We start from the raw sequence: 26,638 nt of genomic DNA, 5'->3' as shown, positions 1-26,638 counted from the left end.
CCCGTCGCCGGCTCCCGCGTACCCGACGCGGGAACGACCCCCGAAAGGCGTCCCCGATGGACCCCGCCCCCGCTCCGCGCACCCCCCTGACGCCGCGCACCTCCCTTGCGCCGCGCACCCCGCTGACGCCGCGGCTCCTCCCGCCGACCCGCCGAGGCCGCCTCCGCGCGTCGCTCCTCGCGATCGCCGCCGCCGCAGCCCTCGTCGTGGTCGGTCTCGTCGTGCCGACCGCGAGCGCCGACACCGCCTGCGCGCCGGGGCAGAACGCCATCGTCTGCGAGAACGCGAAGCCCGGTACCGACCCGTCGGTCTGGGACATCACCGGAGCCGGCGACCCGTCGATCCAGGGCTACTCCACCGACATCAGCGTCAACGTCGGCCAGCGGATCGACTTCAAGATCGACACCGACGCCGCGGCCTACTCCATCGACGTCTACCGCACCGGCTGGTACGCCGGGAAGGGCGCGCGTCTCATCACCTCGGTGACCCCGACCGCGGCCCTCCCGCAGCTCCAGCCCGAGTGCCTCTCCGACGTCACCACCGAGCTCTACGACTGCGGCACCTGGGCCGTCTCGGCGGGCTGGGACGTGCCGAGCACCGCCGTCTCGGGCGTCTACGTCGCCCTGCTCACCCGCGCCGACACGGGCGGCCGGAGCCAGATCACCTTCGTCGTGCGCGACACCGCCAGCACCTCGGCCGTGCTCTTCCAGACCTCCGACCCCACCTGGCAGGCCTACAACACCTACGGCGGCTCGAACTTCTACAGCGGCGGCGCCAACGGCCGCGCCTACAAGCTCAGCTACAACCGGCCCGTCACCACCCGCGGCGACAACCAGGGCCGCGACTTCTACTTCGCCAACGAGTTCCCGCTGGTGCGCTTCCTCGAGCGCAACGGCTACGACGTCAGCTACTTCAGCGGCGTCGACACCGACCGCTTCGGCTCGGCGCTGAAGCAGCACCGCACCTTCCTCTCCGTCGGCCACGACGAGTACTGGTCCGGCGCCCAGCGCGCGAACGTCACCGCCGCGCGCGACGCCGGCGTGAACCTCCAGTTCCTCTCCGGCAATGAGAACTACTGGCGCACCCGCTACGAGCCCTCGCCGACCGCGGGCGGCAAGGACTACCGCACCGTCGTCACCTACAAGGAGACCTGGGCGAACGCCAAGACCGACCCGTCGCCCGAGTCCACCGGCACCTGGCGCGACCCGCGCTTCGCTTCGGTAGCGAACGGCGGCGGCCGGCCCGAGAACAGCCTCGCGGGCACGCTCTACATGGTGAACTACTCGGATCTGCCGGTGACCGTCAGCGCCGCGGAGGGGAAGCTGCGGCTCTGGCGCAACACCTCGCTCACCGGCCTCGCCACCGGGAGCAGCGCCGCGCTCGCCCCGCACACCATCGGCTACGAGTCCAACGAGGACGTCGACAACGGCGCCCGGCCGCCCGGCCTGATCCGCCTCTCGACGACGACCGGCGCCGTCCCCGAGTACCTGCAGGACTTCGGCACCACCGTCGCCGCGGGCACCACCCGGCACAACCTCACCCTGTACAAGGCGGCGAGCGGCGCGCTCGTCTTCTCGGCAGGCTCCGTGCAGTGGACCTGGGGCCTCGACCAGCAGCACGACGGCAACGGTGCCGCCGCGGACGTCCGGATGCAGCAGGCGCAGGTGAACCTCTTCGCCGACATGGGCGTGCAGCCCACCACGCTGATGAGCGGCCTGGTCGCCGCGACGAAGAGCACCGACACCGCGGGCCCGACCGTCGCGGTCTCGAACCCCTCGGGCGCCACCAGCAAGGCCAACGGCAGCACGGTCTCGGTCTCGGGCACCGCGACCGACGCCTCGGGCAAGGTCGCCGGCGTCGAGGTCTCGACCGACGGCGCCACCTGGCACCCGGCGACCGGCACGACGTCCTGGTCGTACAGCTACGTCCAGCACGGCGCCGGCACCGTCTCGATCCGGGTGCGCGCCGTCGACGACAGCGCCAACATCGGCGCCGTCACGAGCCGCGCCGTCACCATCACCGGCACGGCCACCGTGTTCGGCGCTGAGGTGCCGAAGACCGCGGACTCCGGCGACGTCGACCCGGCCACCCTCGGCCTGCGCTTCACCCCGAGCGCCGACGGCTTCATCCAGGGCGTGCGCTTCTACAAGAGCGCGGCGAACACCGGCCCGCACACCGGCGCCCTCTGGAGCGTCGACGGCCGGCAGCTGGCCACCGTCGCCTTCGCGAACGAGACGGCGAGCGGCTGGCAGACCGCCACGTTCGGCGCCCCCGTCGCCGTGACCGCCGGCACCACCTACGTCGTCTCGTACACGACCACGACCGGCCACTACGCGGCCGCGGACTGGTTCTGGTCGAGCACCGGCTACCCCGCCGCCCCGCTGACGGTCGCCGGCGGCTTCGGCGCGACGCCCGCCGGGGTCTACAGCACCACCGGCGGCTTCCCGACCGACAGCTACCGCGCGAACAACTACTTCGTCGACGCCGTCTACAGCACGGTCGACGCCACGCCGCTGAGCGTCGGGTCGCAGACCCCGCTGGCCGGCTCCTCGAGCGTCGCGCCGTCGACGAAGGTCGCGGCCGTCTTCTCGAAGGCGGTGACGGCGAGCACCGTCGTGATGACCCTGAAGACCGCCGCCGGCGCGAGCGTCGCGGGCTACACCTCGTACAACGCCACCACCCGCACCGCCACCTTCACGCCCACCGCCCCGCTCGCCGCGTCGACCGGGTACACCGCGACGCTCGCCGGCACCGCGACCGGCGGCGGCACCGTCACCGCCGGCGGCAGCTGGACCTTCACCACCCAGGCGCCGGACACCGTCGCGGGAGCCTGCCCCTGCCGGCTCTTCGACGACTCGACGACCCCGGGCATCGCGCAGGTCGCCGAGGGCACGCCCGTCACCCTGGGCACGCGCTTCGCCCCGCTGGTCGACGGCACGATCACGTCGCTCCGCTTCTACAAGGGCCCCGGCAACACCGGTACCCACGTCGGCACGCTCTCGAACGCCGACACCGGCGCCGAGATCGGCCGGGCGACCTTCACCGCCGAGAGCACGGCCGGCTGGCAGCAGGTGACGTTCGCCACTCCGGTGGCCGTGACCGGCGGCACCGACTACGTCGCCGCCTACACGACGACCACCGGCAACTACTCGGCCACGATCAACGGCTTCGGCTCCGGATCCACGCGCGGCCCGCTCGTCACCGCGAGCGACTCCGGCGCGTACACCTACTCCGGCGGCTTCGCGGGGCAGCGCTCGACCACGAACTACCTGGTCGACGTCTCGTTCACGCCGTCGGCGACACCCACGCCCACTCCGACCCCGACGCCGACCACCCCGTCGGGCACGCGCCTCTTCGCGGACACGACCCCGGCGACCGCCTCCGCCGAGGACTCCTCCTCGGTCGAGGTCGGGATGTCCTTCACCGCGTCGACGGCGGGCAGCGCCACCGGCATCGCCTTCTACAAGGGCTCCCGCAACACGGGCACCCACGTCGGCTCGCTGTGGGACGCCTCCGGCACGCGGATCGCGCAGGTGACCTTCACCGGCGAGACCGCGATCGGCTGGCAGAGCGCCGCCTTCGCGACACCGGTCGAGCTCGTGCCGGGCGCCCGCTACACGGTGTCGTACCTCGCGCCGGCGGGCTACTACGCCGCCACGGGAGCCGGGCTGGCGTCGCCGGTCACGAACGGCGCGCTGACCTCGGCCTCCGGCGACAACGGCGTCTACCGCTACGGATCCGGCGGGGTCATGCCGTCGTCGTCGTACAACTCCACGAACTACTTCGTGGACGTGTACTTCCAGGCGAAGGGGTAGCGGGGCGCGGGAGCAGTGCGTCGAGATCGTCCGGGCGGCTAGTCGACGTACGCCCCCTCGACGCCGAGCGCTTCGATGTCCAGGCCGGTCCCGGACTCGATCGTGTCGCCCGAGGGGCCGTCGACGACGACCGTGTACACGTCCCAGGTCTTCGCCACCGTGCCGGAGATCGCGCCGTAGTTCTGGACAGTGTCGTGCACCGTCAGGACCCAGACCGGGCGGTCCGCTGCGATCTGCAGGTCGGAGCCCAGGCGCGGAGCGATCCTGTGCAGATCTCCGTAGGCCAGGGCGGCGGCGAAGACGGGGATCTTCTCGGCGCCGTCGTCGCTGCCCGCTCGCAGGGAGCCGACGAGCTCGGAGACGGGCACCAGGGGCTCGGTCGTGTCGTACGGCTGCAGAGCGGGGAAGTCCGCCACCCGCTCCGCGAGGGCCTCCTCCGGGGAGATCGTGGGCTCGCCGCCCGCGGCGTCGTGGTGGGCGATCTGCTCGGGGCGGCGTGCGGCGTCTTCGCCGGCTTTCATGGCGGAGACGCTCGTCGTCGTCGCCGCGACCACGCCTGCCGCGAGCACCACGCCGGCGATGCCCAGCGCGATCCGCGTGCTTCTCATCGGAAACCCCGTCTCGAGTCCGTCCCGGATGTCGTGAGCGTAGCGGTGGAGGAGCTCGCCTCCTAGGGGTCCGACAGGACGAGGAGGTTTCACGGCCCGTACGACGACAGCACGCGGGGGACCCTCTCGGCCGCTGCTGCTCCCTCGAAGACCTCGCCGTCAGCGGCGGGCTCGTACCGTCCGGCTTCGATCCGCTCCGCCCAGGCGGAGTACACGCGCTGCTCGTCGTCGCTGACCGGTCCGCCGATCAGCAGGTCCGTCTCTGGGTTGCTGCTCATGGCGGGGTCCTCCGTTCCTCGGTGGTCTCCGTGCCCGCTCGGGAGTCGAGCGACGCAGAGGTGTGACATGGAAGATCAAGACGTCCTGAGCGCGCAGATTAAAGTGCGCGAAGGCTTCGATCATCGCGGTTCCGTCGCGGCTGGGCCCGATGAACGGGGCCGCCGGAATCAGCCTTTGCGGCATCGCTTCCCCAGGAAACTGCAAAAGCCCCACATCACGCGGGGCTCTCACACGAGTAACGAGCAGATCCTGTCTGCCGTTGTTCCCGGCGAGATTAGCACCGGACGCCGCCGCCTGATCGAACCTCCCGTCACCGGCTGAGGTCTCCGCGATCAGCGCACGGGCCACGGATGGTCAATTTGCGCCACTCTGCGCTGTTTCGGTCGGCTTCGCCGGGCTCCCGCGCCGCTGACGCGCGAGGATCGGCCGCAGAGACGGTGAAGATGCCGACGCGCCAATGGCGCTTCGAGCGGCGTCCTGGCGCTTCGCGAGGGTGTTGTCGTGGAAGAGCCGCGCAGGAGCGGGACCGGAGGACGAGGTTTCACGGCCCGTACGACGACAGCACGCGGGCGAGGTCGTAGAGCTCCCGCTGGAGCCGGCGCGCGAGCCGCGCGCCCTCGCGCAGCCACTCGGTGGTGTCGACGCTCCCGTCCCACCCGTCGAAGACGTCGTGGTGCGTGAGCCAGACCTCGATCCAGGCCCGCAGATCGGCCGCGAAGGCTTCCGACACTCCGAAGTGGCTCGGCTCCCGGGGACCCTCGTCGTCCCACAGTGCGCCGTCGTGCCCGGGCCCCAGGAAGAAGCGGAGGTCGACGAGCTCACCCGCGTCGGCGCGGCGCGCGTGCTCGACGACCCGCTCGGGGCTGATCCCCTCCGGCACCGGCCACCCGACCTGGGTCACCGGATCCACGACCCACTCGCCGGTCGGCCACTCCGCGACACTCTCCACGCCACCAGCATGACCGACGCCGATCGCCGCCCCGGGTGTGCAGAGCTGCAGGACGCGCCACGGAACGCGCACGCCACCGTCGCAGCCCGGCTCGACTGCGAAGGTGATGCCTTCGACGTCGACCACGACGCCGCCTTTCACAGGGGGAAGCCCCTTCGCCGCCCGATGTCTCTTCACTGATTCATCCGATCCCGACTCACCGTTCCTCTCGGCCGATCCGCGTCTGCATCGAGCGAGAGCGTCTCACGGGTCCGATCGGCGGGCCACCGACTCGCGCACGGGGAGAACATGACATCGCTATCGAGACGACTGGTCGTCGCGGGGGCCGCCGGAGGCCTGTCGCTCCTGACGGTGGAGCACCTGTTCGGCCCGGCAGCGGCCGCCCGCGCCGCTTCCCCTCCGGAGAGCAACGGTGCTATCGACCCGGCGAGACTGACCACGGTCGCCGGCAGTGCGGGGACCGTGCTGCTCGAACGATCGACTGCTGCGAAGTGGACGGCGATGGTCGCGGCGTGCAGGGCTGCGACGGGAGTCACGATGGTCGTCACCTCTCCGGACGGCGGCTACCGGGACCTCGTCCAGCAGCAGTACCGCTACGAGCACCCCGAGGGCCCGGTGTCCATCGCCCGCCCGGGCTCGTCGACGCACGGCTTCGGGACAGCGGTCGACATCTGGAACAGGCAGCACGACTGGCTCGTCCGTCATGCCCGCGAATTCGACTTCACGCAGACCTTCTCGAGCGAACCCTGGCACTGGCAGTACACAGGCTCGACATCGACCATCGGCCCCGACACAGAGGATGACGAAATGAACATGATCGTGATTTACCAGGACGCCGGAAGCGGTCGCGGCCCGAGCTACGGGAGCACGGCGGTCATCACTCCCCGACGGGGCTTCGTGCAGACCAGCACAGGTCTCGAGAACCGCGACGAGCTCACCGCCTGGACCTCCATCGCGGGCGCCCTCGGCATCACGATCATCGAGAAGCACGTCGACGCCAACGGCTTCGCCATGGCCGGGCGGTTCTGACCGGGATTCCGACTCGCGCGACGAAGGGCTGCCACCTGCTCCAGAGGTGGCAGCCCTTCGTCGCGCACGGGAGGGTCCGCGGCGAACCGCCCGCTCTCCGCACCGATGGCTCGTGCTCACTCCGCCGCTGTCAGCCCCCGCCCCGGAGCGCGTCGCATGATGGCGGGATGTTCATCCCGACCCGAGCCGCCGGTCTCGAGGCGCTCGACGACTTCGTCGCGCGCGCCGGCTCCGCCTACACGCGCGAGCGCAATCACGACCACGGACCGTCCCGGAGCAATGTCTCCGGGCTCTCCCCGTACCTCCGCCACCGGCTCGTCACCGAGCGGGAGGTCGTCGTCGCCGTCCTCGCCCGCCACACGCTCACCGCCGCGGAGAAGTTCGTCCAGGAGGTGTTCTGGCGCACCTACTGGAAGGGCTGGCTCGAGCAGAACCCCGAGGTGTGGCGCCGCTACCGCCGCGAGGTGAGCGACTTCGAGGGGCACCTCCCGACCGGCTACCGCGACGCGATCGAGGGCCGGAGCGGCATCGACGCGATGGACGCCTGGGTGCAGGAGCTCGTCGAGACCGGGTACCTGCACAATCACACGCGCATGTGGTTCGCCAGCATCTGGATCTTCACGCTCGGCCTGCCCTGGCAGCTCGGCGCCGACTTCTTCTACCGGCACCTGCTCGACGGCGACGCCGCCTCCAACACCCTCTCCTGGCGCTGGGTCGCCGGCCTGCAGACCCCGGGCAAGACCTACCTCGCGACCGCGTCCAACATCGCCAAGTACACCGAGGGCCGCTTCTCGCCGCAGGGCCTTGCCAGCTCGGCACCCGCGCTCAGCGAGGAGCACTTCCCGCCCCGCACGCCGATCGAGCCGGATGACGTCGTCGGCACCCTCGGCACCCGCCCCGGCCTGCTGCTGCACGAGGAGGACCTCGACGCGGGGAGCCTGCTCGCCGAGCAGCCCGGGCTGGCGGAGCGGCTGATCGCGACCGCGGTCATCGCCGACCCGGGGGAGCGCTCGCCGTTCGCGGTCTCGGAGGCGGTGCAGGACTTCACGGCCGCAGCGATCGCCGACGCCGCCGAGCGCACGCCGGACAAGGGCGGGCGACCGGCGCGGGTGCTCGCCGACGCGCTCCCCGCGACGGTCCTCGACTGGGCGGCGTCCGAGCGCCTCGACACCGTCGTGGTCCCGTACGCGCCGGTCGGCCCCGTGCAGGAGCGGCTGGACGCGCTCCGCTCGGCCCTCGCCCAGGAGGGGATCGCGCTCGTCACCGTCCGCCGCCGCTGGGACGGCACCGCGTGGCCCTCGGCCTCGCGCGGGTTCTTCGCCTTCAAGAAGCGGATCCCGACGCTGGTCCGCGGGCTGGACGAGCCGGAGGACGCGGTCCGGCTGTTCTGAGCGGCGGGGACCTCGGAACGGCTGCTGCTGGACGTCGAGAGCGCAACCGACGAGCAGGTCGCGGACGCAGAGCGACTCCGACGGCCCTGAGAGGGGGGCGCGCCCAGCGCGTACCCTCGTGCCATGTCCGTTCCTCCTGCTCCGGCGACGATCATCGACGTGGCGCGGGTCGCAGGCGTGTCGCGGCAGACGGTCAGCCGTGCTCTCAACGACATGGCGGATGTCCGGGCGACGACGAAGGCGCGTGTGATCGCGGCGGCGCGGGAGCTGAACTACCGTCCGAACCGGGCGGCGCAGAGCATGGTCCGCGGGCGCCGCACGATCATCGGGCTCGTGCTCGAGGACCTGAGCAACCCGTACTTCGCGGAACTCGCCGCGGCGGTGAACCGGGTCGCGGCCGATCGGGACTGGGGCGTGCTGCTCTGCGACGTCGGCACGGACCGGGGGAAGGCGCGCGGGCAGCTCGCGACGATCGTCTCGGGCGTCGACGCGCTGGTGCTCACAGGCTGCCGCACGGACACCCTGTCGCTGCTGCCCGAGGACGTGCTGCGGGGCGGGCAGCGGCGACTGCCGCTGGTGATGATCGACGGGCCCGCCGACGAGCGCTTGAACGGGCGGGTCGTGCTCGAGGTCGAGCAGGGGGTCCGGGCGGCCGTCGATCGTCTCGTCGCGCAGGGCCGGCGCCGGATCGCGTTCCTCGGTTCGGAGGTGGGGACCGACGTCCGCCGCGACGTCTTCCGCGCAGGTCTCGAGGAGCACGACCTGTCCTGGCGGGACCTGCCGGCACTCGTCGCGGAGGAGAGCATGGAGGGCGGGATGCGCGGGGCCGGCGAGCTGCTGGAGCAGTGCCCGGAGCTCGACGCGGTCCTCGTCTACAACGACATCATGGCGCTGGGCGTGCTCAAGGCGCTGGCGAGGGCCGGGCGCCGCGTGCCCGAAGAGGTGGCGGTGATCGGCGTGGACGGCCTCGACATCGGCCGACTCGTCACGCCCGAGCTGACGACCCTGGCGATCGACAAGGCTCGGCTCGCGGAGGCGGCCGTCACGCTGCTCGAGCGGGCCTTCTCCGACGGCGGAACGGGGCCGGTGGGGGAGTCCGTCGTCGGGCTCACACTCCTCCTGCGCGACTCCGCCTGACCGCGACTGCACGGGTCGGCGCACCGATGCGCTCGCCCGGGCTCTCTTTCTCTGCAGAAATCGGAACGTTCACGGTTCTGCGCCGACCTCTGCTAGCGTCTGGCCTGTGAACGTTCACGGCACCGCCCTCGCCCCCTCTCGCCACTCGACCGCCGCGTGGCGGAACGCCGTCATGGTGATGTTCGCCCTCGGGGGCGTCACGGTCTCCACCTGGGGTCCGCGACTCCCGAGCATCCGCGATTCCCTGGGGATCGGGGACGCCGTGATCGGCCTCGCCCTGGCAGGCGTGACCGTCGGCTCGATCGCCGGCCTGGGCGTCGCGGCGCTGCTGCTGTCGAGGCTCGGTGCCCGGCGCGCGATCCTCGGCGCCCTCCTGACGACCGCTGCCGGCGTGGCCGTCGTCGGTCTCGGAGCCGGAGTCGCCGGCTCCCTCGGCATCACGATCGTCGGGTTCGTCGCGGTCGGCCTGGGGGTCGGCTCGCTCGACGTGATGATCAACGTCGAGGGTGCGGCGGTCGAGGCCGCCGTGCAGAAGACGCTGATGCCGCTGCTGCACGCGGCCTGGTCGGCGGGCGCGATCCTCGGCTCCGTGCTCGGCGCCGGCGCATCGGCGGCCGGGATCCGCTTCGAGTGGCAGTTCTGCGCCGAGGCGGTGCTGATCGCGATCGCCGGCCTGATCGCGGTCCGCTACCTTCCGGCGGCGCAGGCCGTCGAGGCGAGCGCCGCGGGAGCCCCGGCCTCGAGTGGCTGGCGTCAGCGGCTGCGGGTCCTGGCCGACTGGCGGCTTCTGCTCATCGGCGTGGTCATGTTCGGCGCCGAGCTGGGGGAGGGGACCGCGAACAGCTGGCTGTCGCTCTCGGCCCGGGACGGCCACGGACAGACGGAGACGGTCGCCGCGCTCTTCTTCACGGTCTTCGCCCTGGGTGAGACGATCGCTCGCGTCGTCGGCGGCCCGGTCGTCGACCGCCTCGGCCGCGTCGCCACCATCCGGATCACGGCCGCCGTCGGGGTGCTGGGGCTCGTGCTGTTCATCCTCGGCGGGCCCACCTGGCTGATCCTCCTCGGGACGGTGCTCTGGGCGGTCGGCGTCTCGATGGGCTTCCCCCTGGGCATGTCCGCCGCCGCCGACAGCGGTCCGAACCCGGCCGCCCGCGTCAGCATCGTCGCCTCCGTCGGCTACCTCGCGAACCTCGCCGGCCCGCCCGTCATCGGCGGCCTCTCGGAGTCGTTCGGGCTCCTCAACGCCTTCTGGCTCGTCGCCGCACTGCTGGCCGCCGCGTTCCTCGCCGCCGGCGCCTACGGCCGGCGCGGCACCCCGATCCCGTCCGACTGAGCACCGAAGGGCCGATCGCCGATGCCTCGACCTCTCCACCCCACCACCGACTCCGCACGCCGGCTCGGAGCGCACCTGCGCCGAGCCCGGCTGGAGCGGGGGCTCCGCCAGGAGGACCTCGCGCGCGACGCAGGCGTCGGAACCGCGACTCTGCGCCGCATCGAGCGCGGCGACCAGGACAACCCCAGCGTCTTCGTCGTCCTCCGCCTGCTGAACCGGCTCGATCTTCCCGCCGCGACCCTGGACAGGATCATCGGCTAGCGGACGTCGATGTCCGATGTCGCGTGCAGCCTCGTCCCTCAGGACGACCTCGACTCGCGGGGCCGGGAACCGACGTGTGGATGCATCCGAGCTCGCCGGTCGGCACGGTGTCAGTGCTGGAGCAGATCCTCGATCGCCCCGAGTTCGGTCGCCGAGAGGGGCGGCGCGTCGAGGGCCGCCACGTTCTGCTCCAGCTGCTGCACGCTCGAGGCGCCGATGATCGCCGAGGTGACAGCGGAGGAGCGCAGCACCCAGTTCAGGGCGAGCTGGGCGATGCTCTGGCCGCGCCCGTCCGCGATCTCCTTCAGGCCCTGGATCAGCCGCTGGTAGTCGCCCTCGAGGGCCCCGGGCTTGAGGAAGTGCCCGACCGCGGCGCGCGAGTCCGGCGGGATCTCGCCGGAGAGGTAGCGGTCGGTGAGCAGCCCCTGCTCCAGTGGCGAGAAGACGATGGCGCCGATGCCCTCCCGCTCGACGAGGTCGAGCAGGCCCGACTCCTCGGGCCGGCGGTCGAGCATCGAGTAGCGGGGCTGGTGGATCAGCAGCGGCACCCCGTACGCGGCGAGCGCGTCGCGGGCGGCGATCGTCTGCTCGGGCGAGTAGTTCGAGACGCCCGCGTAGAGGGCCTTGCCCTGCTGGATCGCGCTCGCCAGCGCGCCCATCGTCTCCTCGATCGGGGTCTCCGGGTCGGGGCGGTGCGAGTAGAAGACGTCGACGTGGTCGACGCCGAGCCGGCCGAGGCTCTGGTCGAGCGAGGAGAGCAGGTACTTGCGCGAGCCGTGATCGCCGTAGGGGCCGGGCCACATGTCGTAGCCGGCCTTCGTGGAGAGGACCAGCTCGTCGCGGTACGGGCGCAGGTCCTCCGCGAGGATCCGGCCGAACGCCGTCTCGGCGGAGCCGTAGGGCGGGCCGTAGTTGTTGGCGAGGTCGAAGTGGGTGATCCCGAGGTCGAAGGCTCGGCGGACGATCGCGCGCTGGGTCTCGATCGGCTTCGTCTCGCCGAAGTTGTGCCACAGGCCCAGCGAGAGGGCGGGCAGCTTCAGGCCGCTGCGGCCGGTCCGGTGGTAGGTCATGCGGTCGTAGCGGGTGTCGGCGGGGTGGTGGGTCATGGCGTGTCTCCAGAGAGCGGTGATGTGGTCGGCGTCGTGTCGTCAGGCCGGAACTGCCGGGGACGGTGGGTCTCGATACGCCCCTGCGGGGCTACTCGACCAGCATGTGGGGCCTGCGGGGCTGCTCGGCCGGCAGGGGAAGCCTGCGGGGCTGCTCGGCCGGCAGGAAGGGCCGGCGGGCGGCGTGGGCGGAGGCGGCCAGTGCGCGCGGTCCGCCCGCGACCTTGGTGACGACACGAGCTCCGGGATCCACCCCGAGGAAGCGCTGCAGGGTGTCGGAATCGAGCAGGCTCGGGACGGTGTCGTCGGTGCGGACGGGGGCGTGGCTGTCGCTGAACGCGGGGCCGAGTGGCGTGGCCGTGTCGCTGACTCCCGAGACGCCGAGCATCGCCAGGGTGCCGGCGTCGCGCGCGGCCCGCGCGTGCTCGAGCGGGCCGTCGAGGCGGCGGGTCTCGAGGTAGGAGCGGCCCCAGTTGATCGCGGTGCCGAAGCCGTGGCGGGAGGCGAGGTCGAGTTCGGTCGGAAGGTCGAGGAAGCCCTTCGCCGGGCCGGGCCCCTCGAAGGAGTCGCAGTGCTCGATCACGAACCGCACGCCGTGCGCGTCCCAGCCGGCGATCTCGGCGAGACTCCGCGAGAACGCCGCCCGGGCCGCCCCTGCGGAGCCGCGGGTCGTCCGCGGCGCCGAGTGGAGCAGCACGGCGTCGACGACCGACCGCTGCTCGCGGTCGTTCGCCGCCGCGGCCGCCCTCATGGCCCGCCGCACGAGGGCGACCGCGGCCGCCCGGCGCTCCTCGACCGGATCCGCCAGCCCGACCCCGCGCTCGAGCACCGCCGGCAGCAGGGTGAGCACGTGCGTCCCCCCGCGGCGCAGCAGCCGCAGCAGCTCCGCCTCGTCGGGGACGAAGGCGCTGCCGAACGGGATCTCGAACCCCGAGCATCCGGTGACGAGTGCGATCCGCTCGTGGAAGGCGTCGAAGGCCGCCGCGTCGCGTCGCGCGTGCTCCGGCAGCGACGGGTACGCCCCGACGAGCATCTAGCGGGAGCCCTCGACCCGCGCCGACCCGGGCAGCCGGAGGTCGCGGATGTAGGCGGCGAGCTCCAGCAGCGGCGCGCCCTCGTGCGCGCCGATCCCCTCGGGCTTCCAGCGGCTGATCGGCTCGATCGCCAGACGCGAGCTGTGCCGGAGGTAGTACTTCGCCGAGGTCGGGTAGCGGGAGTTGATCGTGTGCTCGGCGACCGTCAGCAGGCGCTGCACGGCGACGGCCGTCTCGGCGGGCTCGTCGTCGTAGTGCTCGCAGAGCCAGGCCACGTGCTCCGGGTAGATGTTCGCGGCGTAGCCGCTGAGGCCCGCGGCACCCGCGCGGAGCGAGTCCGTGAGGGAGGAGATCTGCGCGTTGTAGAGCTTCAGCCGGGTGCCCGCGATCGCGGCGAGGCGCTCCTGCATGGTCTTGAGCGAGTGCGAGGTGTCCTTGTAGAAGACGAAGCGGCCGGTCCCGGCCATCCAGGCGACGTTCTCGGTCGAGGGCAGGCGCTTGAACGGCACCGGGCACTCGTAGATCCCGAAGTCGACCCCCGGCACGGTGTCGAGGATGTGCTGCACCGTCGCGCGCCACTCCTCCTCGGTGGTGGTGAGCCCGCCGACCAGCGAGGAGATCAGCACGACCGCGTCGACCCCGGTCGCGGCCATCGCGGCGGCGGACGCGGCCTGCTCCTCCGCGGTGCCCGAGGAGACGGAGGAGGCGACCACCGGGACGCGACCGGCGGAGCGGGCGACGACCCGCGTCGCGAGGGCGAGGCGCTCCTCCTCGGTGAGGTCGTACATCTCGCTGGAGAGCGCGACGGTGAAGATGCCGGCGGCGCCGTTGTCGATCAGCCAGTCCGTGAGGGCGTCGACCTGCTCGAAGTCGAGCGAGCGGTCCTCGCGGAACGGGGTGAGCATGACGGGCCAGCCGCCGTCGGGGAGGGTGCTGCCGGTCGCGGTCGGAGCGGTGGCGGTCTCGGTGGTGGTCATGTCGATCCTTCGGTGTGAGAGAGGTGGTCGGCGCGGAGAAGCGGTCGGACAGGGCGGTCGGCGGAACCGGGCGGTCAGGGCGGTCGGCGGAACCGGGCGGTCAGCCCTTGAGGGATCCGCTGACGAGGTCGAGGCGCCAGTAGCGCTGCAGGAAGAGGAAGAGCGCGATCAGCGGGATGGTCGAGACGAGGCAGCCCATGATCACGACGTTGTAGGTGTTGGGCTGGTCGTTGCCCTGGTTCATCAGCGAGTAGAAGCCGACCGTCAACGGGAACATGTCGGTGCGCGAGAGCATGATGAAGGGGAGCAGGAGGTTGTTCCAGATGCCGACGAAGTGCAGAAGGAAAACGGTGATCAGTCCGGGCACCATCGGGTACACGGCGATCCGCGAGAAGATCCGCCACTCGCTCGCCCCGTCGATCCGGCCGGCCTCGAGCATCTCGGTGGGCACGACCGCGGTGGCGTAGATGCGGCAGAGGTAGATGCTGAACGGGCTGATCATGCACGGCAGCAGCACCGACCAGTAGGTGCCGGCGATCCCGACGGAGGAGAGCAGCAGGTACTGCGGGATCGCGAGGATCACCCCGGGGATGAGCACCCCGATCAGCAGGAAGTTGAAGACGAGCTTCTTCCCGCGGAAGGAGTACTTCGCGAGGCCGTAGCCGGCGAGGGCGGAGACCGCGGTGCCGAGCAGCCCGCCGCCGCCGGCGAAGATCAGGCTGTTCAGGCACCAGGACCAGAACGCGCCGTTGCCGACCCCGAGCAGCAGGCCGAAGTTCTCCTGGAACCCGCCGGTGAAGCTCGGCCAGAGCGAGAAGGTGGTGAACAGCTCGCCCGAGCGCTTCGTCGCGGCCGTGAAGAGCCAGAAGACGGGCAGGAGGCAGTAGACGGCCCCGACGAGCAGGACAGCGGTCGGCCAGAACGCCGCCCGCGGCCGGGTGACCGTGGGGCCGCGGCGGCGGGAGCGGACCGACTGCGCGGCCCGGCGCGGATCCTCGAGGACGGGCGGGAGCTTGGTGAGGGTGTCGGTCATGATCAGTCTTCTCCGAAGGCGCGCGACTGCAGGAACCGCAGCAGGCCGAGCGAGGCGATGAGGGTGAGGAGGGTGACCACGACCGAGGTCGCCGACGCCGAGAACAGGTCGTTGGTCACGAAGGCGTCGCGGTAGATCAGCATCATCGGCACCCAGTCCGAGCCGATCACCGTGGTGAGCGTCACGAGCGTGTTCGGCTCCGAGAAGACCTGCAGTGCGCCGATGACGGAGAAGAGCCCGGTCATGATCACTCCCGGCACGATCAGCGGCAGCTTGATGCGCAGCGCGAGCTGGCGCTCGGAGCAGCCGTCGATGCGGGCGGCGTCGTAGATCTCTGACGGCAGACCGCGCAGCGAGGTGTAGAGGATCACCATGTTGAAGCCGACCGAGCCCCAGATCGCGATGTTCGCGACCGAGAGGAACACCGAGTCCGGTCCGAGGAAGACCGGAGCGGGCAGCCCCAGAGCGGTCGCCGCGTCGACGAAGGGGCTGACGCCCGGGAGGTAGAGGAACCCCCACATCAGCGCGGCGATCACGCCCGGCACCGCGTAGGGCACGAAGATCGCGATCCGCGAGAACCGGCCGAAGCGGGTGGACAGGTTGTCGAGCAGGAGCGCGAACACCAGCGCGAGGATCATCGTCACCGGGACCGAGAGCAGCGCGTAGGTCAGCATCCGGCCGAAGCCGGCCCAGAGCGCGGGGTCGGACAGGGTCCGCGCGTAGTTGTCGAAGCCGACGAACGTCTCCTTCTTCACGCCCAGCCCGCTGCCGCTGACGGTGTTGCCGCGGAAGCTGAGCCAGACCGTGTAGAGCAGCGGGAGGGCGAGGAGTGCGACGGCGAGCAGGACCGCGGGGGCGACGAAGAACCAGGGCGCCGCGCGCGGGGCGAGGGTCGAGGGGCGCCCGGTCCGGGGCGCGGCGGTGGCCGTCACGGGAGCCTCACTGCCCGGCGACGTCGTAGCCGGACTTCTCGAGGTCCGCGACGGTCGCCTCCTGCACGCTCGCGAGAGCCTCCGCGAAGCTGCCCTTCTCGTTGACGGCGGCGCTGAAGGCGTTGTTGAAGGCGTCGTAGGCGACCGAGACGTTCGGCCCCCAGGTCACTGAGGCCGTGATCTGGTCGATCTCGTCGGCGGTGGCGTAGAAGTCGGTCTGCTCGGGCAGCAGCGCCGGGGCCTGCTGCAGCTCGGGCAGCTCGCGGCCGGAGAGCGCGGCGGGCCAGATGCTGGCGTACTCGATGTACGCCTCGAGGGCCTCGGTCGAGGTGTTCAGCCAGAGCGCGAACTCGCGCGCCTGCTCCGGGTGGTCGGAGCCGGTGGTCACGATCGTGCCGCTGCCGCCGAGGACTCCGGAGCTCGGGTCGGACGGGGTCCACTGCGGGATCGGCACCGCGGCCCACTTGCCGATCGTGTCGGGCGCGTTGTTCTGCAGCAGCGGGGGAGTCCAGACCGCGCCGAGCCAGCTGGCCAGCGTGCCGTCGGCGAGCGCGGCCTGCCACTCGGGGGTGAAGGTCTTGAAGGTCGCGAGGCTGCCGTCGTCGACCAGGCCCTGCCAGTAGTCGGCGACCTTCTGCGAGGCGGGGTCGTCGATCGCGACCGTCCAGGTGCCGTCCTCCTGGCTCCACCACTCGGCGCCGGCCTGCTGGCTGAGCCCGGCGAACAGCTGCGCGTCGTTCGCGGGGAAGGTCGCGAGGTACTTCGTCGGGTCCGCGGCGTGCAGGGCGCGGGCGGCGTCGGCGTACTCGTCCCAGGTGGTCGGGACGGCCAGGCCGTTGGCCTCGAAGATGTCGGTGCGGTAGTAGAGGAACATCGGCGCGGTGCCCTGTGGGACGGCGTAGTTCACGTCGTCGAACGTCGTGAGCTCCCAGGCGGGGCCGGCCGTCTCGGCCTCCCGGTCGCCCATGATCGAGGTGACGTCGGAGGCGATCTCGCTCGTGATCAGGTTCGGCAGGTTCTCGTAGGTGGTGTTCGAGAGGTCCGGCAGGGTGCCGGCCTGCTTCGCCGCGCTGAGCTTCGCGACGATCTCCGCGCCGCCGGTCGAGGTGTTGACCTCCACCTGGATGTCGGGGTTCGCCTGGTTCCAGACGTCGACGATCTTCTCGATGTTGGGGGCCCACGACCAGTACTCGAGGGTGACGGGGCCGTCGGCGTCGCCTGTCGCGGCCGGGCTGGTCGCGCCGGTGCAGCCCGCCAGGAGGGCGGCGGCGGCGAGGGCGGTCACGGCCGCGAGCGGCCTGCGGAACTTCGTCGTTCTCATCGGTGTCTTCATCCCTGCGTGAATCCTCTGCTGCTCTGCAGAAGGCGCGTCGCGTCGTGGATCCGGGTTTCGTTACCGGTAACGAACTGTGCGACAGGATCACCGTAGAGCGCCGTCCGCGACTCCGCAAGGGCGAATCGTTACCGGTCACGATTCGGGGATCGGAGGGTCCGCGGTCGTGGTTGCGCGGGCTCGCGGATCCCTCAGGCGGGAGGGGCGGTCGACGCGCGCACGACGAGCTCCGGCGCCGGGTAGTCGACGGCGCCCGCCCGGTCGGACTCCTCGACCAGGGCGATCAGCGCCAGCGCGGAGGCGCGGCCCATCGCCGTGAAGTCCTGGCGGACGGTCGTCAGCGGCGGGTGGAAGAACTCCGCCTCGGCGATGTCGTCGAAGCCGACGACGCTGACGTCCTCGGGGATCCGCCGGCCGTTGTCGTGCAGCCAGAGCAGCAGCCCGAGCGCCATCCGGTCGTTCGCCGCGACGACCGCCGTGACGCCGGCCTCCGCGAAGAGCTGTGGAGCCGCCGCGTAACCGGACCGGGAGGACCAGTCGCCGTGCACCAGCGGAAGGGCGGGCAGCGCCGCCTCGGTCATGCACTGCTGGTAGGTGCGCGCGCGGTCCTGCGCGGAGATCCAGCGCTCGGGGCCGGCGAGGTGCGCGATGCGCTGGTGGCCGAGCTCCAGCAGGTGCGAGACGGCGAGCCGCGTGCCGACCACCGACGAGCCGTCCGTCCGCTCGCCGCCGCGATCGATGTGGATCGGGATCGGGAGATCGAGCGTGCGCAGCGCCGCATCGACCTCGTCGGTGGGCGCCGTGGCGAGGATGCCCTCCAGGTCCCGGCTGCCGAGCGCGTCGAGGGCATCGGCGAGCTCGACGTCGTCCGAGGTGTCCAGGCTGATGATGTCGAGCGAATAGCCGGCCCGGCGGGCGGCGTCGCTCGCCCCCTGCATCGTCTTGCCCGGACCCGTGCCGGACAGCTCGTGCACCAGCGCCCCGAGCCGGTGCGTGCGGCGAGTGGCGAGCGAGCGCGCGGTGGCGTTGGTTCGGTAGTTCAGCGTCCGCAGCGCCTCCTCCACCCGGACCCGGTTCGCCGGGCGGATGCCGCCGGTCCCCGTCAGGAACCGCGACACCGTCTGATGCGAGACCCCCGCCGCCCGCGCGACGTCGTAGATGGTCGCCGCGCGCTGCTGCCTGTCGGCCATGCTCGTCCCCCGCCGCCTGATCCCGTGTTAGCGGTAACGATAGGGCAGTGGCCGCCCGGAGGCGGGGAGGAGGACGGGCGGGGCCGAGCCGAGAGCCGCTGAAGCAGGGCTCCTGGTGCGTCCGTCGCGGTCCCTGTCGAAAGCGAGTGTGCAGACCAGCCCCACAGACGGCGGTGGGTCTCCTCTGCCTGAGACGCCCGCAGACATGCTGGTCGAGCAGCCACGCAGGGGCGCATCGAGACCCGCCCACCCCAGCGACTTCGGTCGCGCTCAAGACCCGCTGAGCGCCTCCTCCTCCGCCGCCACGTCCTTCTGCACCGCGAACTGCGTGCGGTGCAGCTCCTCGTAGCGGCCGGCCGCGGCGAGGAGTTCCTCGTGGGTGCCGCGCTCGACGATCGTGCCGTCCTCGATCACGAGGATCAGGTCGGCGCTGCGGATGGTGGAGAGGCGGTGGGCGATCACCATCGCGGTCCGGCCCTCGAGCGCCTCGCTGAGGGCGGCCTGCACCGCGGCCTCCGAGGTGGAGTCGAGCGCGGCCGTCGCCTCATCGAGGATGACGACGCGCGGCTGGGCGAGCAGGAGCCGCGCGATGGTCAGCCGCTGGCGCTCGCCGCCGGACAGCCGGTAGCCGCGCTCGCCGACGAGGGTGTCCAGCTGGTCGGGCAGGGAGCGGATGAGCGGCTCGAGTCGCGCGCGGCGCAGGGCGTCCCACACCTCGTCGTCGGTCGACTCCGGCCGGGCGAGGCGCAGGTTGGACAGGATCGTCTCGTGGAAGAGGTGGCCGTCCTGCGTGACCATGCCCAGGGTGTGCCGCATCGAGGCGAAGGTGACGTCGCGGACGTCGGTCCCGGCCAGGCGCACCGCGCCGCTGTCGACGTCGTAGAGGCGCGAGAGCAGCTGCGCGATCGTCGACTTGCCGGCCCCCGACGTGCCGACGAGCGCGACGGTCTGCCCCGGCTCGATCCGGAAGGAGAGGCCGTGCAGCACCTCCTCGCCGCCGCGGGTGTCGAGGACGGCGACCTCCTCGAGGGAGGCGAGCGACACCTTGTCCGCGGAGGGGTAGGCGAAGCGGACGTCGTCGAACTCGACGGAGACCGGGCCCTCGGGGACGGTGCCCGCATCGGGCTTCTCCTGGATGAGCGGCTGGAGGTCGAGCACCTCGAAGACGCGCTCGAAGCTGACGACCGCGCTCATGATCTCGACGCGCGCGTTCGCGAGGCTGGTCAGCGGCGCGTAGAGGCGGGTGAGCAGGAGGGCCAGGGTGACGACCGCGCCGGTGTCGAGCTGCCCGCCGAGCGCGAGGACGCCGCCGAGCCCGTAGACGAGCGCGAGGGCGAGCGCGGAGACGAGGGTCAGCGCCGTGACGAAGACCAGCTGCAGCATCGCCGTGCGCACGCCGATGTCGCGGACGCGGGCGGCTCGGACGCGGAACTCCTCCGCCTCCTCATCGGGCCGGCCGAACAGCTTCACGAGGGTGGCGCCGGGCGCGGAGAAGCGCTCGGTCATCTGCGTGCTCATCGCGGAGTTGTGGTCGGCGGCCTCGCGGCGGAGCGCGGCGAGGCGGCTGCCCATCCGGCGCGCGGGGATGAGGAAGATCGGCAGCATGATCACCGCGAGGACGGTGACCAGCCAGGACGTGCTGAGCATGACGATCAGGGTGAGGACCAGCGCCACGACGTTCGTGACGACGCCGGAGAGCGTGCCGCTGAAGGCCTGCTGCGCGCCGATCACGTCGTTGTTGAGCCGGCTGACGAGGGCGCCCGTGCGGGTGCGGGTGAAGAACGCGATCGGCATCTTCTGCACGTGGTTGAAGACGGCGGTGCGCAGATCGAGGATGACGCCCTCGCCGATCCGCGCCGAGTACCAGCGCGTGACGAGCGAGACGCCGGCGTCGGCCACGGCCACGAGGGCGATGACCACGGCGAGCTGCACGATCGTGCCGACCGCGCCGCGGGCGACGATGGTGTCGACCACCCGCCCGGCGAGCACCGGCGTCGCGACGGCGAGGAACGCGCCGACGACGCTGAGGCCGATGAAGAGGAGGAGGCGGGCGCGGTAGGGGACCGCGAAGGTCATGATGCGGCGCACGGACTCGCGGGAGATGCCGTGCTTGCCGCTCTGGGCGGAGGAGATCCGGTAGAGCGAGCTCCAGGCGACGCCTTCCATGCTCATGTTGAGTTCCTAACGTGGGGTGGTTCGGGGCGTAACTCGCTGATGGTCTTGCCGACGAGAGCTCGGGGCGTCTGAGAGAGCGATGCGGTGGGCGAAATCCGCGGAGTGCTGCTCGTGTCGGCGGTGCTACGGGGACGCTTGCATGAAGTGCCGGAGCAGGCTGGCTGGGTTTCGGCCCAGGACCGATGCTGTCCTGCGCGTCGAGCCGTTAGCGGTTGAGCAGGCGCTCCCGACCCCACTCAGGGCGGACGACGATGGCGTTACGGGCGATCCATTGCAGTCCGCGATGCACTCTACGCCGCGCTCAGCGCGTGGACCCGATCATGGGGTGGGCGGGGGCGAGGCTGTCTACAACGCTGCTTCTTCCCGACGACTGCACCACGACTGCGAGACGCAGTGGCAAGAAGAAGGTTCTTTGGTCTCGAACTTTGTGGTCTCAAGGGTTGCTATTCGCAGCAATGCGGTCTGAGCAGACGTTTGTGCAACGACTCGTTCCACGACCGTCCGTGCCCAGATCATCGAGCACTTCGACCGGCCAGTAGGCGAGCATGGGGAGAAGCTCGGAGCGCGCGAGTCCCTGCGGCCTCGCGGCCGGGCGAATCGGACATGCACCGTCTCACGTGGGTGGTGCGGGTGTCGGCTACTGCGTCCGTGGATGAGGTCGAGTTCGTATGACGCATGCGTCGGGCCGGCGCAGTCGTCCGCCAGCGTTCCGTAGCGGGCCGCGAAAAAGTTGTGGCCGGCTACTCGGTGGCACCGCGCCCGGAAAAGGGGCAGCTGGCCGTCAGGTATGGCGGCGGGAAGCGGGTGCGCATACCTACCGGGACGCCGTGGCCGATGCGTCCGCCTCGGCCCAGTCGGGTCACGCGCTGGCAGCTCACAGCTACGTCGGCGACAACTACAATTGCTTGGAGTGAGACGAGGTCTTTGCGGTCAGTCGGAACGACAGGGGCATCAGCGCGGAGGGCATTAAGGAGCGCCTGCGGGCGGGTGTCGATGAGGCGCGGTCCGCCTCCGGAGTGCTCCACCCGCCCAGCCGCGGCGCACCGGGTGAAGTCCCCGATCGCGGCCGCTGTCGGCTAGCGCCGTCGATACGATGACGCAACCGCTCGCCGGTGTACCCACACTGACACGAGCTCGAGTGCGTCCAGCGAGTCATCCGTCATAATGAGGTATGGAAAATCCGTATCTGCCCCTAGGTCAGGTCTCCTTCACATTCGGCGATGTATTTCCGGCTGGAGGCTCCAGTCAGACATTTTATGAGTCTGGTACTTGGGAGCATCCAATTACATACTTTGTCGGGCGAAACGGAAGCGGAAAATCTAGAACTGCAAAATTGGTCGCCGAGTCTTTTTCGGGCCGCATTCTCTCGACCGATCGACTTGCGGGCCTAACCCTCTATAGTAACTACGGATACATGTCCGTGCCAAACAATGAAAACAATCGTGGTATTCCTCTAGGGGCGCAAGAGAAAACTCAAGCTGAAGACGCGTCAATCAAAAGTGGGATAGGCGTCGCAGAAATGTACGCGCTACGAGATAATCCCGATGTACTTTTAAGGGTAGCAGCCTTTTTGCGAAGAGCACTAGGTAGGATAATCGACATTCGAGAGAATGCTGGATTTCTCGATCCGTACATTAGAGTGGGGAGAACCGAGTACTCGCTTCTCCGCGACGAAGGCCACGGTCTTCGAGAGCTGGTAATTCTCTTGGCTGCTGCTTATAGGGAAGACTGGACATTGCTTGTGGTCGACGAGCCGGAACTCCATCTTCATCCCTCTATGACTAGACTTTGGCTTAGTGAGCTGGAAAAGGTCTGCAAGGGAACAAATAGGCGAGCTATTGTTGTCACGCATGAGCCTTCGGTAATAAAGCCAAAATCTGCTGATGACCTTGGTGCGATATGGCTCTTTTCGGCTGGACGTGCTAGTTCTTCCCTTCTAACTCACATTCCAGCCGGGCAGGAGCACAGAGTCACTTCTTCGCTTGTCTCGAATCCGCAACTTGTAAGCCAATTGGTGTTTGCCCCGCGCCCTGTCCTTGTCGAAGGCGTGACGGACGTCGCAGCCCTGACAACTGCGCTAGCGCGGACGCACGCAACTGAAGTCGTTGCTCAAACTGATTTCATCGAGTGTGGGGGAAGTGGATTCGTAGCGCTCTGGTACGAGATATCGCGATCCGCAGGAATTGACGTACGGGCGGTAGCGGACCTCGACGCTTGCCTGTCGTCGGAGGTCCAGCGCGCGATGGATTCGAATATCGACGTTGTTTCATCTTATCAAACTCAGCTCGGCCAGGAGCCCCCATATACACATTTGGTACTTCGTCCGCTACTGGACTTAATGAACAGGGAGGCTGTGCCGACCAGTCCGAAGGATCGAAGTAGCTGGCTCGCGGCTGAGATTCCTACCGAATCAGGATATGAAGCGCGCTTCAATATTCTTCTCGAGATTTGGCGACGCTCCGATCTATGGCTTCATCGGCAGGGGACGCTCGAGGACGTTCTTGGCATCACTTCTAAGAGCAGAGAAGCGGCTCAAAAAGCGGCCGCGATCCCCGGGCCGATTGACGACGTTGCCGCGTGGTGCGCATTTTCTTTGGATCCCGCAGGAGATGTTCGCCTATTGCTCGAAGCTGCCTTGGAACGGATCGCTCATACGATGATGGAGGCGATCAGGTCCACCCCTGAACAGGTACTAGTTGCACCTGTTGGACCTACCGCAATTTCGGATCTTCGGCTTGTCGATGTCACTCATCTCGGCGACAGTCGTTACAGGCTTACCGTTAAGAAGCCGGAGACTTTTGCGGGCTTTTATCTCGACTTCTCCCGGAGCACGCCTTCAGACCAGTTGACCTTAATGCCTAAGGCTGAATAAAGACGGATATTAATTCCGGCTGATTGCTCGAATGTTGGAGTTTTTCCACTGGTCGGCAGAGATAGAGTACATGAAGGTATCCATCCACTCATTGTCAACCGATTCTCTGATTTGAAAATGACCCTCGAAGCTCAGGCCCATGCGTGTTATGGCTTTAATGGCGCCGTGATTTGCGGAGTTGGTTTTGCATACAGTTCTTCGAAATTCCAAGCGGTTGAATACAAGTTCAAGCAACGCCGACCCGGCTTCCATAGAGTAACCAAGCCCGGCTGTTCGCGGATTAAGGAACATTCCAATTTCAACTTGACGTCCATCTGGGAGGCGAACCAAAACGGCGTCGCCTATCAGCTCGCCGGACAACAATTCGGTAATGCCGTAAAATCTTCGGTTGCCGGGTTTGTGCAAATGCCACTCTTCGGATCGTTCAGAATGCCACTCTTTGTATTCGCCATTTTGCATAGGCGCGTGTTGCAAGAAACGTGACGCGTTCGGGTCGCCGCGGTAGCTCATCACAGCTGCTTCGTCCTCGAGTTCAAGACGCCGAAGTAGCAATCGTCGAGTGCGAAGTTCGGATCCAAGCGTGTGCACGGGCTCAGACTAGTCCGCGCGGGTGCCCGGTACGATTGCTACTTTCCCGAGAAGGCGGGCAAAGCGCTCTCTATGCGTAGTCGTAAACGCGCAAGTTCGACTGAGGCGGCTGGTGATTGGCTGCAACTCAATCAGGTGTGGTGTAGTAAAGGCTTTAGCTACCACCTCGACGTATGCGAAATGTGAAGCAACCAAGAAACAAAAATCGTGTATGTATCTCGCTATTAAAGGTCAGCTTATGCCGACGCTCACTTTGACTCCCGGCGCCGTGAAATTCCAGGCTTAGCAGTTGCAGTACAACGGCGCAGGCTTCGGGTTAGGGTCGGACGACCGATGGCGACCAGGCGTGCTCGAGATACAGCTCGGGCTCGCCCGAGCCGTCGGCCGGAATCGACCAGACGTCGGTATCCCCCGCAACGCCCTTCCGCGGCAGCCCGTACAGCAGCGTCCCCTCATCTAGCCACACCACCTGATCGTCCACACTCCGCTCCTCCGGCAGCACCGTCTCCACCCCCGACGCGAGATCCAGCACCGCGATCCTCCAGTCCGGCACCCCGTCCCCGACGTCCTTCTTGTACGCGACCCGCGTCTCGTCCGGCGAGAGCGACGGGCACTCGGCCGTGTCGTGGATCGCCGTCATCGTCCGCGCGGACATGCTCCCGCGCACCAGCCACGTCCGCGACCCCGACGCCGCGGTCGCGTAGAAGGTGTCCCCGTCGTCCGCGAAAGTGACGCCCCAGAGGTTCCGGTCGGCCGCTGTCAGCGGCGCCCCCGCGACGCTCAGCGCGAACGACTCCAGATCCCCCGGGTCCGGCACGGCCGGGTCGAGCGATCGGATCACCGTCTGGGTGGAGAAGGTGGTCGGCGCATACGAGTGCCCGGTGACGAACGCGGTGGTGCTCAGCATCCCGTCGCCGATGCGGGCGCGGCTGGGGATGCCGGGCAGCGGCCACTGCTGCAGGGTCTCGCCGTCGGCGCCGGTCAGCACGGCCTCGAAGGTGGTCAGCACGCCGCGGTCGGTGCGCAGACAGAGCTCCATCGACTCGGTCGCGGCGACGCGGTCGCAGGCGCGGTCGGTGAGGGTGCGCGCCGCGCCCGGGTCGGCCAGCGGGACGGAGGCGACCAGGCCGTAGCCCTGGCCGCTCGCGGTGTTGCGGAAGACGATCCGGTCGCCGTCCGCGGGGGCGCCGGTCGAGACGGCGACGGCCGAGTCGGCGGAGGCGCGCGCCTGGTACCGCGCCCAGGCGCCCGCTCCGTAGACGGCCGCACCGCCGAGCAGGGCGACGGCGGCCACCACGGCGATGATCCAGCGCGCGCGGTCCGAGAGGCGGCCCGCCTGCCCGGCCGTCATCCCTCCTTCTCCGCGAAGCGCTCACGCAGTAGCAGCGCCGCCAGGGGGAGCGCCACCACGAGACCCACGGCGACGGCGATCATCGCGCCCTCCCGGCCGAGCCACAGCCACAGCGCTCCGAAGCCGACCGACGCGAACAGCCGGGCCACCGCGACGACCGTCTGGGCCGCGGCGATCCCGCTCGCCCGGATCTCGGCGGGCACGCTCGCCCCGGCGACGGCCGCGAGCACGCCGTCGGTCGCGGCGTAGAAGGCGCCGAGCAGCAGCAGGCAGGCGATGGTCACCGCGAGCCCTGCGGCGGGCGACGCGGCGAGCACGTAGACGGCGAGCAGCAGCACATGGCCGGCGGCGAACATCCGCGCGCGGCCCCAGCGGTCGGCGAGGCGGCCGAACGGGATCGCGAGGGCGAGGTAGGCGGCGTTCGTCCCGACGTACAGCAGCGGGAACCACTGCGCCGCGAAGCCGCTGCGGCTCTGCAGCACCAGGTACACGAAGCCGTCGCCGACCGTGAGCAGCCCGAGCAGGCCGGCGGCGAGCAGCAGGCGGCGCGGGCGCCGGTCCCAAAGGCGGCGCCAGGGCAGCTTCGTTCGAGCCGTGCCGCCGGCGATGCGCGTCCGCACGTCCGGCACGAACAGCAGCAGCACGACCACGCCGAGCGTCGCGAAGGCGGCCGACAGCACGAAGACCGTGGAGTAGCCGTCCGGCACGAGCAGCAGCACGACGAAGGCCAGGAGCGGACCGATCGTCGCGCCGACGGTGTCGAGCATCCGGTGCACGCCGAACGACCGCGCGAGCGACGCCGGCTCGGACGAGGCGGAGATCATCGCGTCGCGGGGCGCGGTGCGGATGCCCTTGCCGAGGCGGTCGACGGTGACGACCGCGGTGAGCGCGGCCGGGCCGCTGCCGACCAGCAGGCCCAGGCGCGCGAGCATCGACAGGCCGTAGCCGGCGAGGGCGACGAGCTTGGGCCGGTCGGTGCGGTCGGCGGTCCAGCCGGCGCCGATGCGGACGAAGGCGCTGACGCCTTGATACAGCCCGTCGAGGAAGCCGTACGCGAGCGTCGACATGCCCAGCGCGGCGGTGATGTAGAAGGGGAGGATCGCGGCGGTCGACTCCGAGGAGATGTCGGTGAAGAGGCTGACGATGCCGAGGGCGATGACGGCGGGGGCGATGCGCGACGGACCGGTGCTGCGCGCGGGCTGCTCCGCGGCGCCCTCGGGCCGGTCGGACAGGGAGATGTACACG

22 protein-coding genes are annotated in these 26,638 nt (G+C 69.8%); 8 read left to right on the top strand and 14 right to left on the bottom strand.

Features of this window, described 5'->3' with window-relative positions; all coding sequences use genetic code 11:
* Positions 1-56 precede the first annotated feature (56 nt).
* On the top strand, positions 57-3,815 hold the full coding sequence (locus MT350_RS08950) for a DUF4082 domain-containing protein (protein WP_243615776.1): 3,759 nt from the start codon (positions 57-59) through the stop codon (positions 3,813-3,815).
* Between the two features lie 38 nt (positions 3,816-3,853).
* On the opposite strand, the gene MT350_RS08945 is transcribed toward MT350_RS08950, so the two are convergent.
* Positions 3,854-4,423, bottom strand: a complete 570-nt coding sequence (locus tag MT350_RS08945) for a hypothetical protein (RefSeq protein ID WP_243615775.1) — start codon at positions 4,421-4,423, stop codon at positions 3,854-3,856.
* Positions 4,424-4,512: 89 nt separating this feature from the next.
* On the bottom strand, positions 4,513-4,701 hold the full coding sequence (locus MT350_RS08940; RefSeq protein ID WP_243615774.1) for a hypothetical protein: 189 nt from the start codon (positions 4,699-4,701) through the stop codon (positions 4,513-4,515).
* 67 nt (positions 4,702-4,768) lie between these two features.
* Between MT350_RS08940 and MT350_RS08935 the strand changes: the two genes are divergently transcribed.
* Positions 4,769-5,023, top strand: a complete 255-nt coding sequence (locus tag MT350_RS08935) for a hypothetical protein (RefSeq protein WP_243615773.1) — start codon at positions 4,769-4,771, stop codon at positions 5,021-5,023.
* Positions 5,024-5,243: 220 nt separating this feature from the next.
* On the opposite strand, the gene MT350_RS08930 is transcribed toward MT350_RS08935, so the two are convergent.
* Positions 5,244-5,777 (bottom strand): hypothetical protein, encoded by a 534-nt coding sequence (locus tag MT350_RS08930; RefSeq protein ID WP_243615772.1) that lies wholly within the window; start codon positions 5,775-5,777, stop codon positions 5,244-5,246.
* 162 nt (positions 5,778-5,939) lie between these two features.
* Between MT350_RS08930 and MT350_RS08925 the strand changes: the two genes are divergently transcribed.
* From MT350_RS08925 to MT350_RS08905, 5 genes are all read left to right on the top strand, one after another.
* Entirely contained in the window at positions 5,940-6,680 is a 741-nt protein-coding gene (locus MT350_RS08925; RefSeq protein WP_243615771.1) for a M15 family metallopeptidase, read from the top strand.
* Between the two features lie 167 nt (positions 6,681-6,847).
* A complete protein-coding gene (locus MT350_RS08920) occupies positions 6,848-8,071 on the top strand; it encodes an FAD-binding domain-containing protein (RefSeq protein ID WP_243615770.1) in 1,224 nt (407 codons plus the stop codon).
* Between the two features lie 123 nt (positions 8,072-8,194).
* The gene (locus MT350_RS08915) at positions 8,195-9,208 is read left to right on the top strand and encodes a LacI family DNA-binding transcriptional regulator (protein ID WP_243615769.1); all 1,014 of its coding nucleotides are present in this window, start codon (positions 8,195-8,197) and stop codon (positions 9,206-9,208) included.
* A gap of 106 nt (positions 9,209-9,314) precedes the next feature.
* Positions 9,315-10,541 carry an MFS transporter gene (locus tag MT350_RS08910; RefSeq protein ID WP_243599501.1) on the top strand — a complete coding sequence of 409 codons (1,227 nt, stop codon included), beginning with the start codon at positions 9,315-9,317 and terminating at the stop codon, positions 10,539-10,541.
* 21 nt (positions 10,542-10,562) lie between these two features.
* Complete coding sequence (locus MT350_RS08905; RefSeq protein WP_123736065.1) at positions 10,563-10,802, top strand: helix-turn-helix domain-containing protein; 240 nt, start codon at positions 10,563-10,565, stop codon at positions 10,800-10,802.
* Positions 10,803-10,912: 110 nt separating this feature from the next.
* Here MT350_RS08905 and MT350_RS08900 read toward each other — a convergent pair whose 3' ends face one another.
* The 8 genes from MT350_RS08900 to MT350_RS08865 all read right to left on the bottom strand — a co-directional run bounded on the left by MT350_RS08900 (position 10,913) and on the right by MT350_RS08865 (position 20,579).
* Positions 10,913-11,908, bottom strand: coding sequence for an aldo/keto reductase (locus MT350_RS08900; RefSeq protein ID WP_243599502.1), 996 nt, complete (start codon positions 11,906-11,908; stop codon positions 10,913-10,915).
* Positions 11,909-11,999: 91 nt separating this feature from the next.
* Positions 12,000-12,941: a DUF4862 family protein gene (locus tag MT350_RS08895; protein WP_243615768.1), complete on the bottom strand. Its 942-nt coding sequence runs from the start codon at positions 12,939-12,941 to the stop codon at positions 12,000-12,002.
* The gene (locus MT350_RS08890; RefSeq protein ID WP_243599504.1) at positions 12,942-13,919 is read right to left on the bottom strand and encodes a dihydrodipicolinate synthase family protein; all 978 of its coding nucleotides are present in this window, start codon (positions 13,917-13,919) and stop codon (positions 12,942-12,944) included.
* A gap of 100 nt (positions 13,920-14,019) precedes the next feature.
* Positions 14,020-14,952 (bottom strand): carbohydrate ABC transporter permease, encoded by a 933-nt coding sequence (locus tag MT350_RS08885; protein ID WP_243615767.1) that lies wholly within the window; start codon positions 14,950-14,952, stop codon positions 14,020-14,022.
* A 2-nt stretch (positions 14,953-14,954) separates the two neighbouring features.
* The gene (locus MT350_RS08880) at positions 14,955-15,884 is read right to left on the bottom strand and encodes a carbohydrate ABC transporter permease (RefSeq protein WP_123736060.1); all 930 of its coding nucleotides are present in this window, start codon (positions 15,882-15,884) and stop codon (positions 14,955-14,957) included.
* 7 nt (positions 15,885-15,891) lie between these two features.
* Complete coding sequence (locus MT350_RS08875) at positions 15,892-17,205, bottom strand: ABC transporter substrate-binding protein (RefSeq protein ID WP_243615766.1); 1,314 nt, start codon at positions 17,203-17,205, stop codon at positions 15,892-15,894.
* 203 nt (positions 17,206-17,408) lie between these two features.
* Positions 17,409-18,407 (bottom strand): LacI family DNA-binding transcriptional regulator, encoded by a 999-nt coding sequence (locus tag MT350_RS08870; protein WP_243615765.1) that lies wholly within the window; start codon positions 18,405-18,407, stop codon positions 17,409-17,411.
* Positions 18,408-18,677: 270 nt separating this feature from the next.
* Positions 18,678-20,579, bottom strand: coding sequence for an ABC transporter ATP-binding protein (locus MT350_RS08865; RefSeq protein ID WP_123736057.1), 1,902 nt, complete (start codon positions 20,577-20,579; stop codon positions 18,678-18,680).
* Positions 20,580-21,753: 1,174 nt separating this feature from the next.
* On the opposite strand from MT350_RS08865, the gene MT350_RS08860 reads away from it, so the two are divergent.
* Positions 21,754-23,454 carry an ATP-dependent endonuclease gene (locus MT350_RS08860; RefSeq protein ID WP_243615764.1) on the top strand — a complete coding sequence of 567 codons (1,701 nt, stop codon included), beginning with the start codon at positions 21,754-21,756 and terminating at the stop codon, positions 23,452-23,454.
* A gap of 9 nt (positions 23,455-23,463) precedes the next feature.
* Here the strand turns inward: MT350_RS08860 and MT350_RS08855 are convergent, their stop codons facing one another.
* From MT350_RS08855 to MT350_RS08845, 3 genes are all read right to left on the bottom strand, one after another.
* Entirely contained in the window at positions 23,464-24,042 is a 579-nt protein-coding gene (locus tag MT350_RS08855; protein ID WP_308197466.1) for a GNAT family protein, read from the bottom strand.
* 316 nt (positions 24,043-24,358) lie between these two features.
* Positions 24,359-25,393 (bottom strand): hypothetical protein, encoded by a 1,035-nt coding sequence (locus MT350_RS08850; RefSeq protein ID WP_243615763.1) that lies wholly within the window; start codon positions 25,391-25,393, stop codon positions 24,359-24,361.
* Complete coding sequence (locus MT350_RS08845; RefSeq protein ID WP_374206635.1) at positions 25,390-26,637, bottom strand: MFS transporter; 1,248 nt, start codon at positions 26,635-26,637, stop codon at positions 25,390-25,392. Before MT350_RS08845 ends, MT350_RS08850 begins: the two co-directional genes overlap by 4 nt.
* Between the last annotated feature and the right edge of the window lies 1 nt (position 26,638).

The organism is Rathayibacter sp. VKM Ac-2928 (genome assembly GCF_022815545.1).
Lineage (GTDB): Bacteria > Actinomycetota > Actinomycetes > Actinomycetales > Microbacteriaceae > Rathayibacter > Rathayibacter festucae.
This window is presented reverse-complemented; position numbering and strand designations above follow the sequence as displayed.

Coding starts and splice junctions, on each gene's coding strand:
- MT350_RS08945 (WP_243615775.1), bottom strand. CDS start 4,423: ATGAGAAGCACGCGGATCGCGCTGGGCATCGCCGGCGTGGTGCTCGCG.
- MT350_RS08950 (WP_243615776.1), top strand. CDS start 57: ATGGACCCCGCCCCCGCTCCGCGCACCCCCCTGACGCCGCGCACCTCC.
- MT350_RS08885 (WP_243615767.1), bottom strand. CDS start 14,952: ATGACCGACACCCTCACCAAGCTCCCGCCCGTCCTCGAGGATCCGCGC.
- MT350_RS08860 (WP_243615764.1), top strand. CDS start 21,754: ATGGAAAATCCGTATCTGCCCCTAGGTCAGGTCTCCTTCACATTCGGC.
- MT350_RS08900 (WP_243599502.1), bottom strand. CDS start 11,908: ATGACCCACCACCCCGCCGACACCCGCTACGACCGCATGACCTACCAC.
- MT350_RS08925 (WP_243615771.1), top strand. CDS start 5,940: ATGACATCGCTATCGAGACGACTGGTCGTCGCGGGGGCCGCCGGAGGC.
- MT350_RS08850 (WP_243615763.1), bottom strand. CDS start 25,393: ATGACGGCCGGGCAGGCGGGCCGCCTCTCGGACCGCGCGCGCTGGATC.
- MT350_RS08920 (WP_243615770.1), top strand. CDS start 6,848: ATGTTCATCCCGACCCGAGCCGCCGGTCTCGAGGCGCTCGACGACTTC.
- MT350_RS08940 (WP_243615774.1), bottom strand. CDS start 4,701: ATGAGCAGCAACCCAGAGACGGACCTGCTGATCGGCGGACCGGTCAGC.
- MT350_RS08895 (WP_243615768.1), bottom strand. CDS start 12,941: ATGCTCGTCGGGGCGTACCCGTCGCTGCCGGAGCACGCGCGACGCGAC.
- MT350_RS08905 (WP_123736065.1), top strand. CDS start 10,563: ATGCCTCGACCTCTCCACCCCACCACCGACTCCGCACGCCGGCTCGGA.
- MT350_RS08935 (WP_243615773.1), top strand. CDS start 4,769: ATGGAAGATCAAGACGTCCTGAGCGCGCAGATTAAAGTGCGCGAAGGC.
- MT350_RS08870 (WP_243615765.1), bottom strand. CDS start 18,407: ATGGCCGACAGGCAGCAGCGCGCGGCGACCATCTACGACGTCGCGCGG.
- MT350_RS08875 (WP_243615766.1), bottom strand. CDS start 17,205: ATGAGAACGACGAAGTTCCGCAGGCCGCTCGCGGCCGTGACCGCCCTC.
- MT350_RS08865 (WP_123736057.1), bottom strand. CDS start 20,579: ATGAGCATGGAAGGCGTCGCCTGGAGCTCGCTCTACCGGATCTCCTCC.
- MT350_RS08915 (WP_243615769.1), top strand. CDS start 8,195: ATGTCCGTTCCTCCTGCTCCGGCGACGATCATCGACGTGGCGCGGGTC.
- MT350_RS08890 (WP_243599504.1), bottom strand. CDS start 13,919: ATGACCACCACCGAGACCGCCACCGCTCCGACCGCGACCGGCAGCACC.